The sequence below is a fragment of the Aquabacterium sp. genome, assembly GCF_029946005.1.
GTDB lineage: Bacteria > Pseudomonadota > Gammaproteobacteria > Burkholderiales > Burkholderiaceae_C > Aquabacterium.
The window spans coordinates 47,164-65,005 of sequence record NZ_JAQSDR010000009.1 but is presented as its reverse complement, the minus strand read 5'-3'; the positions used below and the strand labels follow the sequence as shown (position 1 = coordinate 65,005).

Here is a 17,842-nt window from a genome sequence, read left to right as displayed (position 1 = left end):
CGAGCAACATGGCTTTCAGCGACAACCTCAAGCAACTTCCACCCGTCTCTCATCTGTCTGGACTGCATTTGATCGACGCATCAGGCGCGGTGGCGGCCACGATCGACAACAAACCGGGTCAGGCGGGTTCGCTGGCCGTCTATGCCTCATTGGCCGACGCCTCCGGCGTGATCAATGCCGAAGCCGCCTCACGCGGTCTGGACCTCTATGCCGAACACACCGGGGATGCCCGAGCCAACCCCGGCAAGCACCCCAACATTGACCGTTTGATCACCCTGATCGAGCAAGGTGGCCAATGGGCGGTCAAGCTGTTGCCAGCCTGACCTGCCGCTGAGGGAAAGCGCCTCAGCCCACCCAGCGGCGGGCGTTCTGGAACAGGCGCAGCCAGGGGCTGTGCGCGCTCTTGTCACCACTGGTCCAACTCATCTGCACGTTGCGGAAGACGCGTTCCGGGTGCGGCATCATGGCTGTGAAGCGCCCATCGGCCGTGGTCACAGCCGTCAAGCCGCCGGGGCTGCCGTTCGGGTTGAAGGGATAGGCCTCGGTGGCCGCGCCCATGTTGTCCACGAAGCGCATGGCTTGCTTGACTTGCTGAGCGTTGCCGCGCTGCGAGAAGTCGGCAAATCCTTCACCGTGCGCCACGGCGATCGGGAGGCGGCTGCCGACCATGCCCGTGAAAAACAAGGATGGACTCTCGATCACTTCGACCAAGCTCAGGCGTGCTTCGAAGCGCGTGCTCTGGTTGTGCGTGAACTTGGGCCAGTCCTGCGCGCCGGGGATGATGGGACTGAGTGCCGCCAGCATCTGGCAACCATTGCAGATGCCCAGGGCAAAGGTGTCGGTTCGGCCAAAGAAGGCCGCGAACTGTTCGGCCAGCAAGGCGTTGAACATGATCGAACGAGCCCAGCCTTCACCGGCTCCGAGCGTGTCGCCATAGCTGAAGCCCCCGCAGGCGACGAAGCCCTGGAACTGATCAAGCCGGGCGCGGCCAGCCTGCAGGTCGCTCATGTGCACGTCGAAGGTGTCGAAGCCACCCAGGTGCATGGCGTAGGCCATTTCCAGGTGGCTGTTGACGCCCTGCTCGCGCAAGATGGCGACCTTGGGACGAGTGTGGTTGATGAAGGGCGCGGCCACGTTTTCTGCAGGATCGAAGCTGAGCTTGACGTGCAAGCCCGGGTCGCTGGTCAAGCCCACGGCAGCGTGTTCGCTGTCGGCGCAGACCGGGTTGTCACGCAACTGTGCAATGCGCCAGCTGACCTCGTCCCAGGTCTTGTGCAACTGCTCCAGCGGCGCGCTGAACACGGTCTTGGCATCACGCCAGACCTCGACCACGCCCTTGGTGTTGGGCTTGCCGATCACATGGCTGTGCTTGGACAGGCCATGCTCGCGCAAGGTCTGCAGCACGGCATAGCGATCGGCAGTGCGAACTTGCAGCACCACACCCAGTTCTTCGTTGAACAAGGCTTTCAAGGTCAGTTCCTTGCGGCGCTCGCCCACCTGGTCGGCCCAGTTCTTCGAGTCGCCCATGTCGGCACGGCTGTCGCTGATGCCATCGCCCTCGGTGACCAACATGTCCACGTTCAGGCTGACGCCGGTGTGGCCTGCAAAAGCCATTTCGCAGGCCGTGGCCCACAGGCCGCCGTCGGCGCGGTCGTGGTAGGCCAGCAGCTTGCCCTGAGCGCGCAAGGCGTTCACGGCAGACACCAGTTGCTTGAGCAACTCAGGGCTGTCCAGATCAGGCACGGCATTGCCAAACTGGTTCAGCACCTGCGACAGGATCGAGCCGCCCATTCGGCCTTGGCCTTGCCCCAAATCGACCAGGATCAACGAGGTGTCCAGCGCTTGACCAGCCTCGGTCGTGATCAGTTGCGGCGTGAGCGTGGGGCGCACGTCGGGGATGGACGCGAAGGCGGTCACGATCAGCGAGACTGGTGCCGTGACCTGTTTGGTTTCGCCTTGTTCCGAAGACCAACGGGTGCGCATCGACAAGGAGTCCTTGCCCACGGGGATGGACACACCCAGCGCGGGGCAAAGCTCCATGCCCACGGCACGCACGGTCTCAAACAGGGCAGCGTCTTCACCCGCTTCACCGCAAGCGGCCATCCAGTTGGCGGACAGCTTGACGCGGCTCAGCTCAATCGGCGCGGCCAGCAGGTTGGTGATGGCCTCGGCCACGGCCATGCGGCCCGAGGCTGGCGCGTTGACAGAAGCCAATGGCGTGCGCTCGCCCAAGCTCATGGCTTCGCCCGCGAAGCCCTTGAAGTCGGCCAACGTGACGGCGCAGTCGGCCACGGGCACTTGCCAGGGCCCGATCATCTGATCGCGGTGGTTCAGGCCGCCCACGGTGCGGTCGCCGATGGTGATCAAAAAACGCTTGCTGGCCACGGTGGGGTGGCGCAGCACGTCCAGCGCGACCTGGCTCAAGGCCACGCCGGTGAGGCGGACCTCGCCACCATCGCGCACCACGCTCTTGACGTCGCGGTGCATCTTGGGCGGCTTGCCCAGCAGCACGTCCATCGGCATGTCGATAGGACGGTCTGCACCGGGGTTGGCGGCGGTAGTGTCTTCGAGGACCAATTGGCATTCTTCGGTGGTCACGCCGACCACGCCGAAGGGGCAACGCTCGCGCTCGCACATGGCGGTGAAGATGGGCAGGCTTTCGGGCGCGATGGCCAGGACGTAGCGCTCCTGGCTTTCGTTGCACCAAATCTCTTTGGGGGCCAGGCCCGACTCTTCCAGAGGCACCTTGCTCAAATCGAACCGGGCGCCCTTGCCCGCACCGTCCACCAGCTCAGGGAAGGCGTTGGAGATGCCGCCCGCGCCCACGTCGTGAATGGCCAAAATGGGGTTGTTCGCGCCCAGGTGCCAGCAATGGTTGATGACCTCTTGCGCCCGGCGCTGGATCTCGGGGTTGCCGCGTTGCACCGAATCAAAGTCCAGGTCGGCCGCGTTGGTGCCAGCCGCCATCGAGCTGGCCGCGCTGCCACCCATGCCAATGCGCATGCCGGGGCCACTGAGTTGAATCAACAGCGTTCCTGCCGGAAACTGAATCTTGTGGGTCTGCGTGGACGCGATGGTGCCCAGGCCGCCCGCGATCATGATCGGCTTGTGGTAACCGCGGCGGATGGCTTGTGCGCCCTCGCCCACGGTCTGCTCGTACACGCGGAAATAGCCCGCCAAATTCGGTCGACCGAACTCATTGTTGAAGGCAGCGCCACCCAGGGGGCCCTCGATCATGATCTGCAGCGGGCTGGCGATGTGCTCAGGCTTGCCAACCGGGTTCTTCTCCCAGGGCTCATCGGTGCCGGGGAGGTGGAGGTTGGACACCGAGAAACCGGTCAGACCTGCCTTGGGCTTCGAACCCCGGCCGGTGGCGCCTTCGTCGCGGATCTCACCACCAGCACCTGTTGAAGCGCCAGGGTAAGGCGAAATCGCCGTGGGGTGGTTGTGGGTTTCAACCTTCATCAGTACGTGGGCCAATTCGGACGTGGCCTGGTACTGCGGGGCGTTGGTGTAGCCAGCCGGCATCCAGCGCTCGATCTGGTGGCCTTCCATCACCGAAGCATTGTCGGAATAAGCCACCACCGTGTGTTGCGGGTTGAGCTTTTCGGTGTTGCGGATCATGCCGAACATCGACAAATCCTGCGCCTGCCCATCGATGGTGAATTGGGCGTTGAAGATCTTGTGGCGGCAGTGTTCGCTGTTGGCCTGCGCGAACATCATCAACTCGACATCGGTCGGGTTGCGCTTCAGGCCCGTGAAGGCATTGACCAGGTAGTCGATTTCGTCATCCGACAAAGCCAGGCCAAAGGTCTTGTTGGCCGACTCCAAAGCGCCGCGCCCCTGGCCCAGCACATCAACGTGCTCCATGGGTTGACCGGGCTTCTCGTCGAACAAATGGGTGGCCTCGTCGCGGACCAGGGCCACGCTTTCGGTCATCCGGTCGTGGAGCACCGCAGCGGCCGTGTTCAGCTCGGCGGACGTCAAAGGCTTGCTGCCACCCGTGATCGCCCCAAGCAGGCCCGTCTTGAGCGTCAGGCGGAATTCAGTCACCCTCTCGACCCGGCGGATCTTCAAACCGCAGTTGTGCGCAATGTCTGTAGCTTTGGAAGCCCAGGGCGAGACGGTGCCCAGGCGGGGCATGACCACGATCAGTTCGCCGTCCACCGGCCCTTGGTAAGGATCGCCGTAAGTGAGCAGGCCCGAGAGCGTGTCCGTTTCGTTGGCCGACAGGCTGTGGTCGGACGACACCCAGTGCACGTGACGTGCATGCACCCCGGTGATTTTGGGATTGATGGCCTGCAGTTTGGGCAGCAAAGCCTGAACTTGGTGAGGGGCCTGGGCGTTGCCGCCCTCGAAATGCATCAGCTTGGACATCGGGGCAGGCCGGGAGGCCTCCATGGGTAAAGACCCGGCATTTTAAACGCCCCAGTTTCAAGAATCAGGGCGCCACCGGATTCAAGATCACGTTTTTCTGTCCCGCTGAAATGATCTGAGCCAGGATCTGTCCCTTGTCGTTCATGTCATACGCCTCGACCGGACCTGGCGAGCCGTCCGGGAACTTCGACGTGCCCACCGGCAGCAGTGACGCCACCGTGGCCACGGTATCGCCCTGCCAGAGCATCGGCACCTCTTGGCCTCGGCCAAACACCGTCCAGTAGAACAAAACCGCACCGCCATCCGCCACCGAGACCAGCCTCAAAAAACTGCCCGGGACCAGCGCGTTGACATCCGGCATCACGCGAATCACACCATCCTTGTAGGTGAACACCGTCCTCAGGCCGTACAACTGGTCTTCGGGCCTCGAAGTGCCCACCACCCAGCCGTTGTCCGACACTTGGTAAGCCAGCGCGTCATACAGCCCCCAATACCGCGGCAAAAGTGTGGGCTTGCCGTTCTTCCAGATGACCGGCTGGATTTTCTCGGACCGGCTGGTGGTCAGGATCGGCAGCGTCACACCGAACCAGACGTCAACACCACCCGTGGACGGCCAGTAGCCACCCAGCTTGTGCGTGAAACCCGCCACCTGCCCCAGGTTGTTCAAGGCACCGGAAGGCATCGCCAGCGTGGCGCCCACCTTGTACGCCGACAAGGCCTGCTGGGCATGAGCGCTGCCCAGCGCCGCAAAACCAAAAAACACAGGGCCAATCCAGCCCATGACATTGAATCGACGCAACTTCATCCGCGCGCCCATTTTTTGAACCGTGAAGACTGCATTAAACCCGTTAAATTCAAAGCGTCATCAGCGTGTTTGCCTGGCGTGGCAGGCTGCGCTGGAAACCCGGATAATCCTGCCCATGAGCATCACCATCAAAACCGGCGCCGAAATCGACGCCATGCGCCTCGCTGGCCGCCTCGCCTCTGAGGTTCTGGACTACATCACTCCTTTCGTCAAGCCGGGCGTGACCACGGAACAGCTGGACAAGCTGGCCCACGACTACATGGTCGAGGTACAAGGCACCATCCCCGCGCCCTTGAATTACGCCCCGGGCGGCCACGCGCCCTACCCCAAGTCCATCTGCACCTCGGTCAACCACACCATCTGCCACGGGATCCCCAACGAGCGCGCGCTCAAGCAAGGCGACATCGTCAATCTGGACATCACCGTCATCAGGGATGGCTGGCATGGCGACACCAGCCGCATGTTCGTCGTCGGCGAAGGCTCGATCGCGGCCAAGCGCCTGTGCAACCTGACCTACGAAGCCATGTGGCGCGGCATCGCCAAAGTCAAACCCGGCATCCGCCTGGGCGACATTGGCAACGCCATCCAGACCTTTGTGGAGAACCAGGGCTTTTCGGTGGTGCGCGAATACTGCGGTCACGGCATCGGGCAACGCTTCCACGAAGACCCCCAAGTGCTGCACTACGGCCGGGCGGGCACGCTTGAAGAGTTGAAGCCCGGCATGACCTTCACCATTGAGCCCATGGTCAACGCTGGCAAGCGCGACATCAAGGCGCTGCCCGATGGCTGGACCATCGTCACCAAGGACCACTCCCTGTCGGCCCAATGGGAGCACACCGTGCTCGTCACCGAGACCGGCTACGAAGTGCTCACTGTGTCCGCTGGCAGCCCGCCCCCCCCAGCATTCATCACGGCCCAGGCCTGAAGCGGTTTTACCCCATGCCTCTGGACATCCCGGCGTTACGCACGCAGCTTCGCAACGCCAAAACCGACCTGCTGACTCAGTTCGCCAACGCCCGTCCCATCGCGGCCTCTGCCACACGACTGTTGCACAACACGGCCAAGGCCGTGGACCGCAGCCTGACACTGCTCTGGGAGGCCCACCACATGCCCAAAGGCGCGGCCCTGGTGGCCGTGGGTGGCTATGGCCGGGGTGAACTGTTCCCGCACTCCGACATCGATGTTCTGGTGCTGTTGCCGGTCTCCCCCTCGGTGGCCGGCGACGAGGGCCTGACCCAAAGCGTTGAAAGCTTCATCAGCGCTTGCTGGGACATCGGCCTGGAGATCGGCTCCAGCGTGCGAAGCGTTGAAGAGTGCAGCGAGGAAGCCCAGCGGGATGTCACCGTCCAGACCGCCTTGTTGGAAGCCCGATTTCTGTGTGGCTCCAAAGCTCACTTCGAAGAACTGAAAGAAGCCACGCTGCAGCACATGGATGCGCCCGCTTTCATGCGGGCCAAGACCCTGGAGTTGCGCCAACGCCATCACAAGTACGAAGACACGCCGTACGCCCTCGAGCCCAACTGCAAGGAAAGCCCGGGCGGGCTGCGTGACCTGCAGGTGGTGTTGTGGGTGGCCCGCGCTGCCGGCTTCGGTAAAAACTGGCACGAGTTGGCGGTCAAGGGCCTGCTGACGGCCTTCGAGGCCCGCCAGCTGCAACGCAATGAAGGCCTGCTCAAGCTGATTCGCGCCCGACTTCACCAGGTGGCCGGACGCCGCGAAGACCGCCTGGTGTTCGACCTGCAAGCTGGCGTGGCCGAAACCTTCGGCTATGTGAACACGCCCGCCCTGCGCGCCAGCGAAGCCCTGATGCGCCGCTACTACTGGGCCGCCAAAGCCGTCACGCAGCTCAACCAGATCCTGATGCTGAACATTGAAGAGCGCATCCTGGGCTCGCAAGACGCGCCCATGCGCCCGATCAATGACAAGTTCCTGGATCGGGGCGGCTTCCTGGAAGTGGTCAGCGATGACCTCTACCAGCGCGACCGTCATGCCATCCTGGAAACCTTCCTGGTGCTGCAGCACGACAACACCATGAAGGGCCTGTCTGCCCGCACCTTGCGGGCGCTGTACAACGGCCGCGACCTGATGGACGCGGAGTTCCGCCGTGACCCCGTCAATCGGCAAACCTTCATGGCCATCCTGAAGGAGCCACAAGGCCTGACGCGCGTGATGCGGCTGCTGAACCAGACCTCGGTGCTGGGTCGTTACCTGTGGGTGTTCCGCCGCATCGTCGGGCAGATGCAGCACGATCTGTTCCACGTCTACACCGTGGACCAGCACATCCTCATGGTGGTGCGCAATGTGCGCCGCTTCTTCATCCCGGAGCACGCGCACGAGTACCCGTTCTGCACCCAGCTGGCCGCCGAATGGGACAAGCCCTGGATCCTGTACATCGCCGCGCTGTTCCACGACGTGGCCAAGGGGCGCGGGGGCGACCACTCCGAGCTGGGCGTCCAGGAAGTGCACCGTTTTTGCAAGGCCCACGGCATCAGTGCTGAAGACACCAAGCTGATCCAGTTCCTGGTGGGCGAGCACCTGACCTTGTCACGCGTGGCCCAAAAAGAAGACTTGAGCGACCCAGACGTCATCCTGGCCTTTGCCAAGCGCATGGGCAGCGAACGCTCCCTCACCGCCTTGTACCTGTTGACCGTGGCGGACATCCGAGGCACCAGCCCTAAAGTCTGGAATGCCTGGAAAGGCAAGCTGCTGGAAGATCTTTACAAGCTCACCCTGCGTGCCCTGGGTGGTGCGCGGCCGCACATGGATGCCGAGATTGAAGCCCGCAAGCAGCAGGCGAGGCACTCGCTGGCGCTGTACTACCTGCCCGAAGGCATCGAATTGTCTTTGTGGAAGACGCTGGACATGAGCTACTTCGCGCGCCACGACGCCCCCGACATCGCGTGGCACACGCGCTGCTTGTGGCAACTGGTAGAGACCGCCGTGCCCATTGTTCGGGCACGCTTGTCGCCGGCTGGCGAGGGCTTGCAAGTGCTGGTGTACGCCCCCGACCAGGCTGATCTGTTCGCCCGCATCTGCGGCTACTTTGACCGAGCCGGCTTCACCATTCAAGATGCCCGCATCCACACCACCAACAGTGGCTATGCGCTGGACACCTTCCAGATCATGTCCGCCCCCAACTCATCGCAAGAAGGTGTGCATTACCGCGATCTGATCGCCTTGGTCGAGAACCAACTGGCCCAGGCCTGTGCCTCCGACCTGCCCCTCCACGAACCCAGCAAGGGCAGGCTGTCGCGGCGGGTTAAGTCATTCCCAGTGCAGCCTCGCGTAAGCCTGCGGCCTGACGAGCGTGCACAGCGCTGGCTGCTCAGCGTGTCCGCCAGCGACCGCTCCGGCCTGCTGTACGTGATCGCCCGCGTGCTGGCGCGCCACCAGGTCAACGTTCAGCTGGCCAAAGTCAGCACACTGGGTGAGCGCGTGGAAGACACCTTCCTGGTCACGGGCCCCGGGCTGCGCCAGGACCGATCGCAATTGAGGCTGGAAACCGAGTTATTGGAAGCCATCGCGCCCTAGCTCGCCTCATGGACAAATCCTACTATTCGGGCCGGCTGGTCGACCAGGCTCCATCCATGCTGGCCTACTGGGACAAAGACCTGCTCTGCTGCTTTGCCAACCGGGACTATGCACGGTGGTTCGGGGTCGACCCGGACAAGCTCATTGGCACCTCGATCAAGGATTTGCTTGGCCCCAAGCTGTATGCATTGAACGAAACTTACATACAGGGCGCTTTACAAGGCGAAGAACAGAATTTCGAGCGCGTCATCACGGGACCCGATGGCGTGAAACGGCACGGTCTGGCCACCTACACGCCTGACATGGTGAATGGCCAAGTGGCGGGCTTCATGGTCCAGGTGACCGACGTGTCCAAGCTGAAGAACGCAGAAGCCGCACTGCAGGCCGGCGAAGCGCTGATGGACCGCACGGGGCGCATCGCAGGCGTGGGGGGCTGGGAGGTCGATCTTCGCGCCAATGTGGTGAGTTGGTCCGATCAAACCCGACGCATCCACGATGTGGGGCCAGACTACCTGCCCACGGTACAGAGTGGCATCGCTTTCTATGCGCCTCAGGCTCGCCAGATCATCGAGGCCGCGGTCCGTGAAAGCATCGACAAAGGCACGCCGTGGGATTTGGAGCTGCCCTTCGAGAGTGCATCGGGTCGACAACTGTGGGTTCGCACGTTTGGCGAGGTCGAATTCGAAGACGGGGTCGCCGTGCGTTTGAGCGGGGCCATTCAAGACATCACGGAACATCGACAGCGCAAGGCCGAGTTGCAGCGGGAACAGGTGCTTCGGGCACAAAGTGAGCGCCACGCGCAAGAGCTTGACCGCCTGCTGAGCGAACGCAGCGACATGCTGGATGTCTTGGCGCACGAGGTGCGCCAACCCTTGAACAACGCATCGGCGGCACTGCAGGGCGCGGCCAGTGCGTTGGCTGAAGTGGGTGAGCAAGTTGCCTCGTTGCGCCTGACGAGGGCCCAAACGGTGATGAGCCAAGTGCTCGCCAGCATCGACAACACGCTGGCGGTGGCCTCACTGCTCGCACACCCGACCCCGATCCAGAAGGCGGATACCGACATTGACACGCTGCTGGCCGTGTCGATTGCCGACATGCCCCCCGGTGATCGTGGGCGCCTCAGCATAGAACGCATCACCGCTACGCGCACCGCCTCCATGGACATGAGCCTGATGCGCCTGGCGCTTCGGAATCTGCTGTCCAACGCCTTGAAACACAGCCCCCCCACATCACCGGTGCTCATCCGCGTCATGGACTCGGATGAACCGCTGGCCCTGGTCATCGAGGTCATCGACAAAGGCCATGGCATCCAGGCCAACCTCGTTCCGCTCCTATTCCAGCGCGACATCCATCGGCAAGCGGGCGGTGGGCCGTCCACCCATGGTCTGGGGCTGGGCCTCTACATCGTGCGCAGGGTGATGGAGTTGCACGGTGGAGAAGTGCAGTTGGTCGGCAACAACGCTGACGGCGTTGCCATGCGTTTGATCATGAAGCAATAGACAGACTTCATGCCGCCTTCAACGGCGCCTTGAACACGTAGCCCACGCGCGATTTTGACTGCAGAGGCACAAGGATCGGCGTGGCACGCTCAATGCGTCGGCGCAGTCTGTAGATGGTGGCATTGAGGCTGTCGGACCCGTCGCTTTCCGCCGCCCAGCCCAGCCGCTCTCGCAATGCCTCACGGGTGACCGCTTGGCCGCCCGCAACCATGAAACACTCCATGACCGCCAGGTCCGAATCACTGAGGTCCACGCGCGCGCCGTCCGGGGCCAGCAATTGGCGGGCGCGGCGATCGAGCCGCCACGGCGCGCCCGGCTGATTGGAAGAACCAACCCGGCGGTGCACGGCCTGGAGCGCCAGAGTGACCTGTTCAAATTGCACCGGCTTGGTGAGGTACATGTCTGCGCCCGCATTGATGACGTGTTGGAACACATCGGGAGCAAGCCGCCCTGACACCACCAGCAAACCCGCCTCTGTGCGAAGTCGCAGCACCTTGATCAGATCGACACCGTCAATTCCCGGCAACATGAGATCGACCACGTAAAAGTCGTAGCCATACGGATCGAGGTGCGCCAGCAGGTGATTGCTGTCGGCGAATACATCGACGTGAACGCCTAGCCCGACCAGATGTTGAGACAGGAATTCGGTGTATTCCCGGTCGTCGTCGACCAGGGCAAGGGTTTTGGGCAGCATGAAAAAATGCTTGTTGGTCTTTGGTCCATGAATTCGAGCATGGCGGCCCATTCTCAAACCTTGAGAAATGGCGAGCAACAACCTGCCAACTTCACAAGAAGCGAATAAATGACTTCATTCATCATTTTCACAGCCGATAAATTCAGACCGTTACACGAAAAGCCTTGGCCACAAAGGAACCCGCGCCCCATGCCAACCATTGCTCACCAAGCACTCACAGCAAGCTCGCCTTCACGCTTGGCTATTCCAAGAATCGACTCCGGATTCTTTACCCACCACGGATTGTGGGCCCCGGGCGTGCGCCTTTTTCGGCGCCTTGGTTTTACCGCCAAGGCATTGATCATCTCAATGGCCTTTTTTCTGCCCATGGCCACCTTGCTTGGCTGGCAGACCATGAATGGATACGAGCACTCGCTACAAGCTCGCAAGGATGCCATCCGCCAGCATGTGGAAATCGTGCACGGCATCATCGTCCAGGCTCACGCCCAGGAAACCCAAGGCACCTTGGATCGTGCGCACGCGCAGGCCATGGCCAGCAAGTTGATTGCCAACTTGCGCTACGACGACAAGCAGTACTTCTGGATCAATGACATGACTCCGCGCATGGTCATGCATCCGATCAAACCGGAGCTGAATGGCCAAGACATTGGGCAGATGAAAGATCCAAACGGCTTTGCCTTGTTCGAAGCCATGGTGGACATCATTCGCAAAAGCGGCAAAGGCTTCGTGGCCTACCAATGGCCCCGGCCCGGCAGCGACGAGCCCATGGACAAGGTGTCATACGTGCAGGGCTTTGAGCCCTGGGGCTGGGTTCTGGGGAGCGGCGTCTACATTGACGATCTGCGCCAGGCCATGCTGAGCGAACTAAAGTGGGTATCTTTGACCGTGCTGACCGTTCTCCTGGCGGCCGGTTACCTGTTCGTGAGCTTTTACAAGGTCATGAGCGGTGGATTGAAGGAAACTCGGCGCCATCTGCATGCCATCACACAAGGTGACCTCACCACCTCTCCATTGCCCTGGGGCAAGGACGAAGCGGCGGAACTTATGCTGGATCTGCGAGCCACCCAGGAGTCCTTGCGCAGCATGGTGCTGAAGGTGCGACTGGCCAGCCAAGGCATTGTTCATTCCAGCGGCGAAATCGCTGGCGGCGCCATGGATCTGTCTGCACGAACGGAGCAAGCCGCTGCCAGCCTGGAAGAAACGGCCGCCTCCATGGAACAGATTTCATCGACCATCAAAAGCACGGCTGAACACACCGCGGAAGTCTCTCTGATGGCTCGTCACAACGCTGACATCGCCTCGAAGGGCGGGCACCTGATGAAGCAAGTGATCGACACCATGGACGCCATCCGAGGCTCATCGACCAAGATCGGAGAGATCACTTCGGCGATTGACGCGATCGCATTCCAGACCAACATCCTGGCGCTCAACGCCGCCGTCGAGGCCGCTCGCGCAGGCGAACAAGGGCGCGGCTTCGCGGTGGTGGCCAGCGAAGTGCGAATGCTGGCGCAGCGCAGCGCAGAAGCCGCCAAGGAAATCAAGACCTTGATCGGCAAAAGCGTGGATCAGGTCGAGACCGGTACCGAGGTGGTTAGACGTGCCGGCGAAACCATTCAGGAAATCGTGTCGTCTTCACAGCACGTCAACGAGTTGCTGATCGAGGTGGGCACGGGCGTGCGCGAGCAGACCTCGGGCATCGGGCAGATCGGACAAGCCGTGCACGAACTGGACCGCATGACCCAGGCCAACGCAGCGCTCGTGGAGCAGACCGCCGCCGCGGCAACCGAGATGCACAACCTGGCAGGCGCGCTGGCGAACGATGTTTCCCGCTTCACCCTCCCGACGTGAGGGCCGCCGTGCAGGAGGGATCGCTCAGGCGGGCTCCTTCGGGTCGAGCAGGCGTTCAAGGCGCGCGATGCGGTCTCGCAACAACAGCCGACGCTTCTTGAGCCGACGCAAAGTCAACTCGTCGACGGGGGCCTGTTCGGCCGCAAGATCGATCAAATTGTCCAGGTCGGCATGCTCCATGCGCAACTCGATCAACTGGCGATGAGGGAAATGCAGGTTTTCTTGCATCTGGTACGCAACAGTACTCGCTGACAGGCGCCTGAACAAGGGATGACCCGAGGACTCGCCGCCCCTCGGACCCCATCATTTAGGGATTATAGTTTTCCAATGACTCTGACACCGACCAGTTATCGCCTTGTGGCCGCCACAGGCATCCACAAAGGCGACCGCCCCTACCAGCAAGACCAGGTCGAGATTTTGCCCCATCCCCGAGCGCCCGGCTGCCTGCTGGCGGTCGTGGCCGATGGCATGGGCGGCAAAAGCGGGGGCCGCAAAGCCGCCGATCAGGTGATCATGACCTCGCGCCAGGTGTTTGACCGCTACGTGCCGTCCAAAGACGAGGCCGGGCAGAACCTTCAGCAGTTGGTCGAGGAGTCTCACCTCATGATCAAGCTGACGGCCATCGCTTTTGAAGAAGAGCCCCACAGCACGGTGGCGGCGTTCATGGTCAACCCCGATTTGTCGGCGGTGATGGTGCACGCGGGTGATTCCCGCGTTTACCACTTCAGGGGGCCGGAGCTGGTGCACCGGACCATGGACCACTCCTTCGTGCAGCGCCTGGTCAACGAGGGCCAGATCAGCGAGGAAGAAGCCAATGTGCACCCGCAGTCCAACCTGCTGACCGGATGTCTGGGCACCCAGCAAGATCCCCCCACCACCATCCACCACATCCACCAACTGGAAGTGGGCGACTCGCTGCTGGCCTGCAGCGATGGGCTTTGGCACTACTTCACTCCCAAGGAGTTGGGCGCGATCGTGCACACGCTACCGCCGCGTGAAGCGGCCGAAATGCTCGTGGGCAAGGCGCGCCACCGCGCACGTGCGGGGGGCGACAACCTGTCGCTGGCGCTGGTGCGCATCGAATCCTCGCACTGAGCTCAGGTCAGCGAGGTATCAACGTTGCGTTTTTCTTCGCTGAGGTATTCCTTGGACTGCATCTCGTTCAAGCGAGACACGGTGCGCGGAAACTCGTGCGCCAGCGGTCCCTCGGTGTAAAGCTGCTCTGGCGGCACCGCGGCCGACACCACCAGCTTGACTCGCCGGTCATAGAGCACGTCCACCAACCAGGTGAAGCGGCGGGCCTCGGCAGCCAGACGCACCGGCATGTGCGGCACATCGCTGAGCACGATGGTGTGAAAGCGCGTGGCCAGCTCCAGGTAATCGTTCTGTGAGCGCGGGCCGCCACACAAAGTCTGGAAGTCAAACCACACCACGCCGCCGGCTTTGCGACGGGCCTTCAGCACACGGTGCTCGATGTTCAAGGTCGGATCTTCATCGGCCGACTCGGCCAACTGGTTGAAGATCTCCGTCATCTGAGCAACTACATCCGGCCCCAACGGGGTCAGGTACAGGTTGGCCAGCTCCAGCGTGCGCTGGCGGTAGTCGGTGCCGTTGTCCACGTTGACCACCTCCAACTGGCTTTTCAAAAGCTCGATGGCCGGCAGGACGCGATCACGGTGCAGACCATTGGGGTACAGCTGGTCCGGGTGAAAATTGGACGTGGTGATGATGCTCATGCGGTTGCGGAACATCGCATCCAGCAAGCGGTGCAGGATCATCGCGTCAGTCACGTCTGCCACGTGAAATTCATCGAAGCAGACAATGCGGTGGCGGCGCCCCATGCGCTTGGCCAGGATTTCCAGCGGGTCGGCCTGACCTTTCAGCTCATGCAACTGCCGGTGCACCTCCCGCATGAACTCGTGAAAGTGCAAGCGCGTCTTGCGTTCCAGCGGCACCGCCTGGAAGAAGCAATCCATGATGAAGCTCTTGCCACGCCCCACGCCGCCATGCAGGTACACCCCCTTGGGCAGATTGGGGTAGCGCAACATCTTGGTGAGGGCATTGGAGCGCTGTGACTTGTAGACCGACCACTCATCCTGGCAGCGCTGTAGGGAGGCGATGCCCTTGAGCTGGGCCGCATCGGCCACGTATCCCCGCTCCTTCAAGCTCTGGTGATACAGGTCGGTGACGGTGATGTTGGAGTGCTGCGATGCCATGAAATGAATCGGGGCGACCTCGGCGGCCGCCCCTTTGTCTTTACCAATCGATGATGCCAGAAATCAGAAGTTCAAGGTTCGCTTGTCCACGGCCAAGGCGGCTTCCTTGGTGGCCTCGCTCAACGATGGGTGAGCGTGGCAGATGCGGGCGATGTCCTCGGCGCTGGCCTTGAACTCCATGGCCACCACGGCCTCGGAGATCAGCTCGCTGGCCTGCGGGCCAATGATGTGCACGCCCAGGATCTCGTCGGTCTTCTCGTCGGCCAGGAACTTCACGAAACCGGTGGTGTCGCCCAGCGCGCGAGCGCGCCCATTAGCGGCAAAGGGGAAGGAACCGGCCTTGTAGGGCCGGCCCTCCGCTTTCAACGCCTGTTCGGTTTTGCCGACCCAGGCGATCTCCGGGCTGGTGTAGATCACCCAGGGAATCGTGTTGAAGTTGACGTGGCCATGCTGGCCCGCGATGCGCTCGGCCACCGCCACGCCCTCTTCTTCTGCCTTGTGCGCCAGCATGGGGCCACGCACCACATCACCCACTGCCCACACATTGGGCAGGTTGGTCTTGCAGTCGTCGTCCACCACGATGGCACCGCGTTCATCCAGCTTCAAGCCCACGGCTTCGGCGTTCAGGCCGATGGTGTTGGGCACCCGGCCGATGGAGACGATGAGCTTGTCCACGTCCAGCTTTTGCTCGGCACCGGCGGCATCCGTGTAGGCCACAGACACGCCCTTCTTGCCCGCCTTGACCTCGCTGATCTTGACGCCGAACTGGAATTTCAAGCCTTGCTTGGTGAAGACCTTCTGGGCTTCCTTGGCCACTTGCTCGTCCACCGCCCCCAGGAAACCGGGCAATGCTTCAAGGATGGTGACTTCAGCGCCCAGACGGCGCCACACCGAGCCCATTTCCAGGCCAATCACCCCGGAGCCAACCACGCCCAGTTTCTTGGGCACATTGGCGATGTTCAAGGCGCCGTCATTGGAGAGGATCTGTTGCTCGTCGAAAGCAGCCCCAGGCAACTGACGGGCGTTCGAGCCCGTGGCGAGGATGATGTGCTTGCCCATGAGGGTGTCGGGCTTGTCGCCGGCCACGGCGATTTCATAGCCACCATCAGCGGCCTTGGCGAAAGCGCCACGGCCATGGAAGAACGTGATCTTGTTCTTCTTGAACAGATACAGGATGCCGTCATTGTTCTGCTTGACGACGGTGTCCTTGCGCGACAGCAGCTTGGCCAGATCCAGGCTCAGGCCTTCGACCTTGATGCCGTGGTCAGCGAAGTGGTGCGCCGCGTGGTCGTAATGCTCGGACGACTGCAGCAAGGCCTTGGACGGGATGCAACCCACGTTCGTGCAAGTGCCGCCGGGTGCAGGGCCGCCCTTGGCGTTCTTCCACTCGTCGAGGCAGGCCACTTTGAAGCCCAGTTGGGCCGCGCGGATGGCGGCGATGTAGCCGCCAGGGCCACCGCCGATGACGATGACGTCGAATTCTTGGGACATGGGGAAATCTCCTGGGTTTGCAAGTCCGGAGCGCGCCCTTGTGAGGCGCGCCCGGCCGCAAAAAACAAGTTATGGGGTCAGATGTCGAACAGCAGGCGGGCGGGGTCTTCCAGCGCTTCCTTCATGGCCACCAGGCCCAGCACGGCTTCGCGGCCGTCGATGATGCGGTGGTCGTACGACATGGCCAGGTAGTTGATCGGGCGGATCACGATCTGACCGTTCTCGACCACGGCGCGGTCCTTGGTGGCGTGCACGCCCAGGATGGCCGACTGAGGCGGATTGATGATCGGGGTGGACAGCATCGAGCCGAATACGCCGCCATTCGAGATGGAGAAGGTGCCGCCGGTCAGGTCTTCCAGGCTCAGCTTGCCGTCACGCGCCTTGACGCCAAACTCGGCAATCTTCTTTTCGATCTCGGCGAAGGTCATCTGATCAACGTTGCGCAGCACCGGCACCACCAGGCCACGGGGCGAGCCCACGGCCACGCCGATGTCGAAGTAGCCGTGGTACACGATGTCCGTGCCATCGATCGAAGCGTTGATGACCGGGTACTTCTTCAGGGCATGTACCGCCGCCTTGACGAAGAAGCTCATGAAGCCCAGCTTGACGCCGTGTTCTTTCTCGAACTTCTCCTGGAACTTCTTGCGCATCTCCATCACCGGGGCCATGTTCACCTCGTTGAAGGTGGTCAGGATGGCGTTGGTGGCTTGCGATTGCAGCAGGCGCTCGGCGACGCGGGCGCGCAGGCGGCTCATCGGCACGCGCTGCTCGGGGCGGTCGGACAGGTTGGGCAGGCCGGGCACTTGCACCGCAGGCAGTGAGCTTGCTGGCACACCCGTGGGAATCGCCTTGGCGGCAGGCGCTGCGGTAGCAGCCGGCGCCGGGGCAACTGTGCCACCCGCCACGGCTTGCAGCACATCCCCCTTGGTGACCCGGCCATCCTTGCCGGTGCCCGGCACCTGGGACGTGCTCAGCTTGTTGTCGGCCAGCAGCTTGGCAGCGGCCGGCATGGCCACATCGGCCTTGGAGCCACCAGCGGCAGGTGCTGTGGCCGCCGGGGCGGCCGGGGCTGGCGCCGTTTCAGGCAAAGCCTTGACAGGCAAGGGGCTGACCGCTTCGGTGCCTTCGGTGTCGATGCGGGCGATCACCTCTTCGCTGGCGACGGTGTCGCCATCATTGCGAACGAGTTGCGCCATCACACCAGCAACGGGTGACGGGACTTCGAGCACAACCTTGTCGGTCTCGACTTCGATCAGGATTTCGTCCAGTGCGACGGCTTCACCTGGTTTTTTCTTCCAGTTCAGCAGGGTGGCCTCGGACACGGATTCCGAGAGTTGGGGGACTTTGACTTCAACGAGTGCCATGAATTTTTCTCCAGACG

The 17,842-nt window shown here is 62.3% G+C and carries 13 protein-coding genes; 6 read left to right on the top strand and 7 right to left on the bottom strand.

Going from position 1 to position 17,842, the window contains the following annotated elements:
• Positions 1-8 precede the first annotated feature (8 nt).
• Positions 9-323: a DUF2322 family protein gene (locus PSV38_RS06780; protein WP_300546120.1), complete on the top strand. Its 315-nt coding sequence runs from the start codon at positions 9-11 to the stop codon at positions 321-323.
• A gap of 22 nt (positions 324-345) precedes the next feature.
• Here PSV38_RS06780 and purL read toward each other — a convergent pair whose 3' ends face one another.
• Positions 346-4,377 carry a phosphoribosylformylglycinamidine synthase gene (gene purL, locus PSV38_RS06775; protein WP_300546119.1) on the bottom strand — a complete coding sequence of 1,344 codons (4,032 nt, stop codon included), beginning with the start codon at positions 4,375-4,377 and terminating at the stop codon, positions 346-348.
• Between the two features lie 64 nt (positions 4,378-4,441).
• On the bottom strand, positions 4,442-5,182 hold the full coding sequence (locus tag PSV38_RS06770) for a hypothetical protein (RefSeq protein WP_300546117.1): 741 nt from the start codon (positions 5,180-5,182) through the stop codon (positions 4,442-4,444).
• A 115-nt stretch (positions 5,183-5,297) separates the two neighbouring features.
• On the opposite strand from PSV38_RS06770, the gene map reads away from it, so the two are divergent.
• From map to PSV38_RS06755, 3 genes are read left to right on the top strand one after another with little or no spacing between them, the layout of a single operon-like run.
• A complete protein-coding gene (map, locus tag PSV38_RS06765; RefSeq protein ID WP_300546116.1) occupies positions 5,298-6,107 on the top strand; it encodes a type I methionyl aminopeptidase in 810 nt (269 codons plus the stop codon).
• Between the two features lie 14 nt (positions 6,108-6,121).
• The gene (locus tag PSV38_RS06760) at positions 6,122-8,713 is read left to right on the top strand and encodes a [protein-PII] uridylyltransferase (RefSeq protein ID WP_300546115.1); all 2,592 of its coding nucleotides are present in this window, start codon (positions 6,122-6,124) and stop codon (positions 8,711-8,713) included.
• An 8-nt stretch (positions 8,714-8,721) separates the two neighbouring features.
• A complete protein-coding gene (locus PSV38_RS06755; RefSeq protein ID WP_300546113.1) occupies positions 8,722-10,212 on the top strand; it encodes a PAS domain-containing protein in 1,491 nt (496 codons plus the stop codon).
• A gap of 7 nt (positions 10,213-10,219) precedes the next feature.
• On the opposite strand, the gene PSV38_RS06750 is transcribed toward PSV38_RS06755, so the two are convergent.
• Positions 10,220-10,906: a response regulator transcription factor gene (locus PSV38_RS06750; protein ID WP_300546112.1), complete on the bottom strand. Its 687-nt coding sequence runs from the start codon at positions 10,904-10,906 to the stop codon at positions 10,220-10,222.
• A 366-nt stretch (positions 10,907-11,272) separates the two neighbouring features.
• Here PSV38_RS06750 and PSV38_RS06745 point away from each other — a divergent pair, with 366 nt between their 5' ends.
• Positions 11,273-12,754 carry a methyl-accepting chemotaxis protein gene (locus PSV38_RS06745; protein WP_300546111.1) on the top strand — a complete coding sequence of 494 codons (1,482 nt, stop codon included), beginning with the start codon at positions 11,273-11,275 and terminating at the stop codon, positions 12,752-12,754.
• Between the two features lie 24 nt (positions 12,755-12,778).
• On the opposite strand, the gene PSV38_RS06740 is transcribed toward PSV38_RS06745, so the two are convergent.
• On the bottom strand, positions 12,779-12,982 hold the full coding sequence (locus PSV38_RS06740; protein WP_300546110.1) for a DUF465 domain-containing protein: 204 nt from the start codon (positions 12,980-12,982) through the stop codon (positions 12,779-12,781).
• Between the two features lie 99 nt (positions 12,983-13,081).
• On the opposite strand from PSV38_RS06740, the gene PSV38_RS06735 reads away from it, so the two are divergent.
• Positions 13,082-13,849: a protein phosphatase 2C domain-containing protein gene (locus tag PSV38_RS06735; RefSeq protein WP_300546109.1), complete on the top strand. Its 768-nt coding sequence runs from the start codon at positions 13,082-13,084 to the stop codon at positions 13,847-13,849.
• A 2-nt stretch (positions 13,850-13,851) separates the two neighbouring features.
• Here PSV38_RS06735 and zapE read toward each other — a convergent pair whose 3' ends face one another.
• The 3 genes from zapE to odhB form a co-directional block, all read right to left on the bottom strand.
• Entirely contained in the window at positions 13,852-14,970 is a 1,119-nt protein-coding gene (gene zapE, locus PSV38_RS06730; RefSeq protein WP_300546107.1) for a cell division protein ZapE, read from the bottom strand.
• 63 nt (positions 14,971-15,033) lie between these two features.
• Entirely contained in the window at positions 15,034-16,461 is a 1,428-nt protein-coding gene (gene lpdA / locus PSV38_RS06725) for a dihydrolipoyl dehydrogenase (protein ID WP_300546106.1), read from the bottom strand.
• Positions 16,462-16,538: 77 nt separating this feature from the next.
• The gene (gene odhB, locus PSV38_RS06720) at positions 16,539-17,825 is read right to left on the bottom strand and encodes a 2-oxoglutarate dehydrogenase complex dihydrolipoyllysine-residue succinyltransferase (RefSeq protein WP_300546105.1); all 1,287 of its coding nucleotides are present in this window, start codon (positions 17,823-17,825) and stop codon (positions 16,539-16,541) included.
• Positions 17,826-17,842 lie beyond the last annotated feature (17 nt).

Excerpts from the sequence above, each read along its gene's own strand:
- PSV38_RS06750 (WP_300546112.1), bottom strand. The coding sequence starts at position 10,906 with ATGCTGCCCAAAACCCTTGCCCTGGTCGACGACGACCGGGAATACACC.
- PSV38_RS06745 (WP_300546111.1), top strand. The coding sequence starts at position 11,273 with ATGGCCACCTTGCTTGGCTGGCAGACCATGAATGGATACGAGCACTCG.
- PSV38_RS06740 (WP_300546110.1), bottom strand. The coding sequence starts at position 12,982 with ATGCAAGAAAACCTGCATTTCCCTCATCGCCAGTTGATCGAGTTGCGC.
- map (WP_300546116.1), top strand. The coding sequence starts at position 5,298 with ATGAGCATCACCATCAAAACCGGCGCCGAAATCGACGCCATGCGCCTC.
- PSV38_RS06770 (WP_300546117.1), bottom strand. The coding sequence starts at position 5,182 with ATGAAGTTGCGTCGATTCAATGTCATGGGCTGGATTGGCCCTGTGTTT.
- PSV38_RS06760 (WP_300546115.1), top strand. The coding sequence starts at position 6,122 with ATGCCTCTGGACATCCCGGCGTTACGCACGCAGCTTCGCAACGCCAAA.
- zapE (WP_300546107.1), bottom strand. The coding sequence starts at position 14,970 with ATGGCATCGCAGCACTCCAACATCACCGTCACCGACCTGTATCACCAG.
- purL (WP_300546119.1), bottom strand. The coding sequence starts at position 4,377 with ATGTCCAAGCTGATGCATTTCGAGGGCGGCAACGCCCAGGCCCCTCAC.
- PSV38_RS06735 (WP_300546109.1), top strand. The coding sequence starts at position 13,082 with ATGACTCTGACACCGACCAGTTATCGCCTTGTGGCCGCCACAGGCATC.
- odhB (WP_300546105.1), bottom strand. The coding sequence starts at position 17,825 with ATGGCACTCGTTGAAGTCAAAGTCCCCCAACTCTCGGAATCCGTGTCC.
- PSV38_RS06780 (WP_300546120.1), top strand. The coding sequence starts at position 9 with ATGGCTTTCAGCGACAACCTCAAGCAACTTCCACCCGTCTCTCATCTG.
- lpdA (WP_300546106.1), bottom strand. The coding sequence starts at position 16,461 with ATGTCCCAAGAATTCGACGTCATCGTCATCGGCGGTGGCCCTGGCGGC.
- PSV38_RS06755 (WP_300546113.1), top strand. The coding sequence starts at position 8,722 with ATGGACAAATCCTACTATTCGGGCCGGCTGGTCGACCAGGCTCCATCC.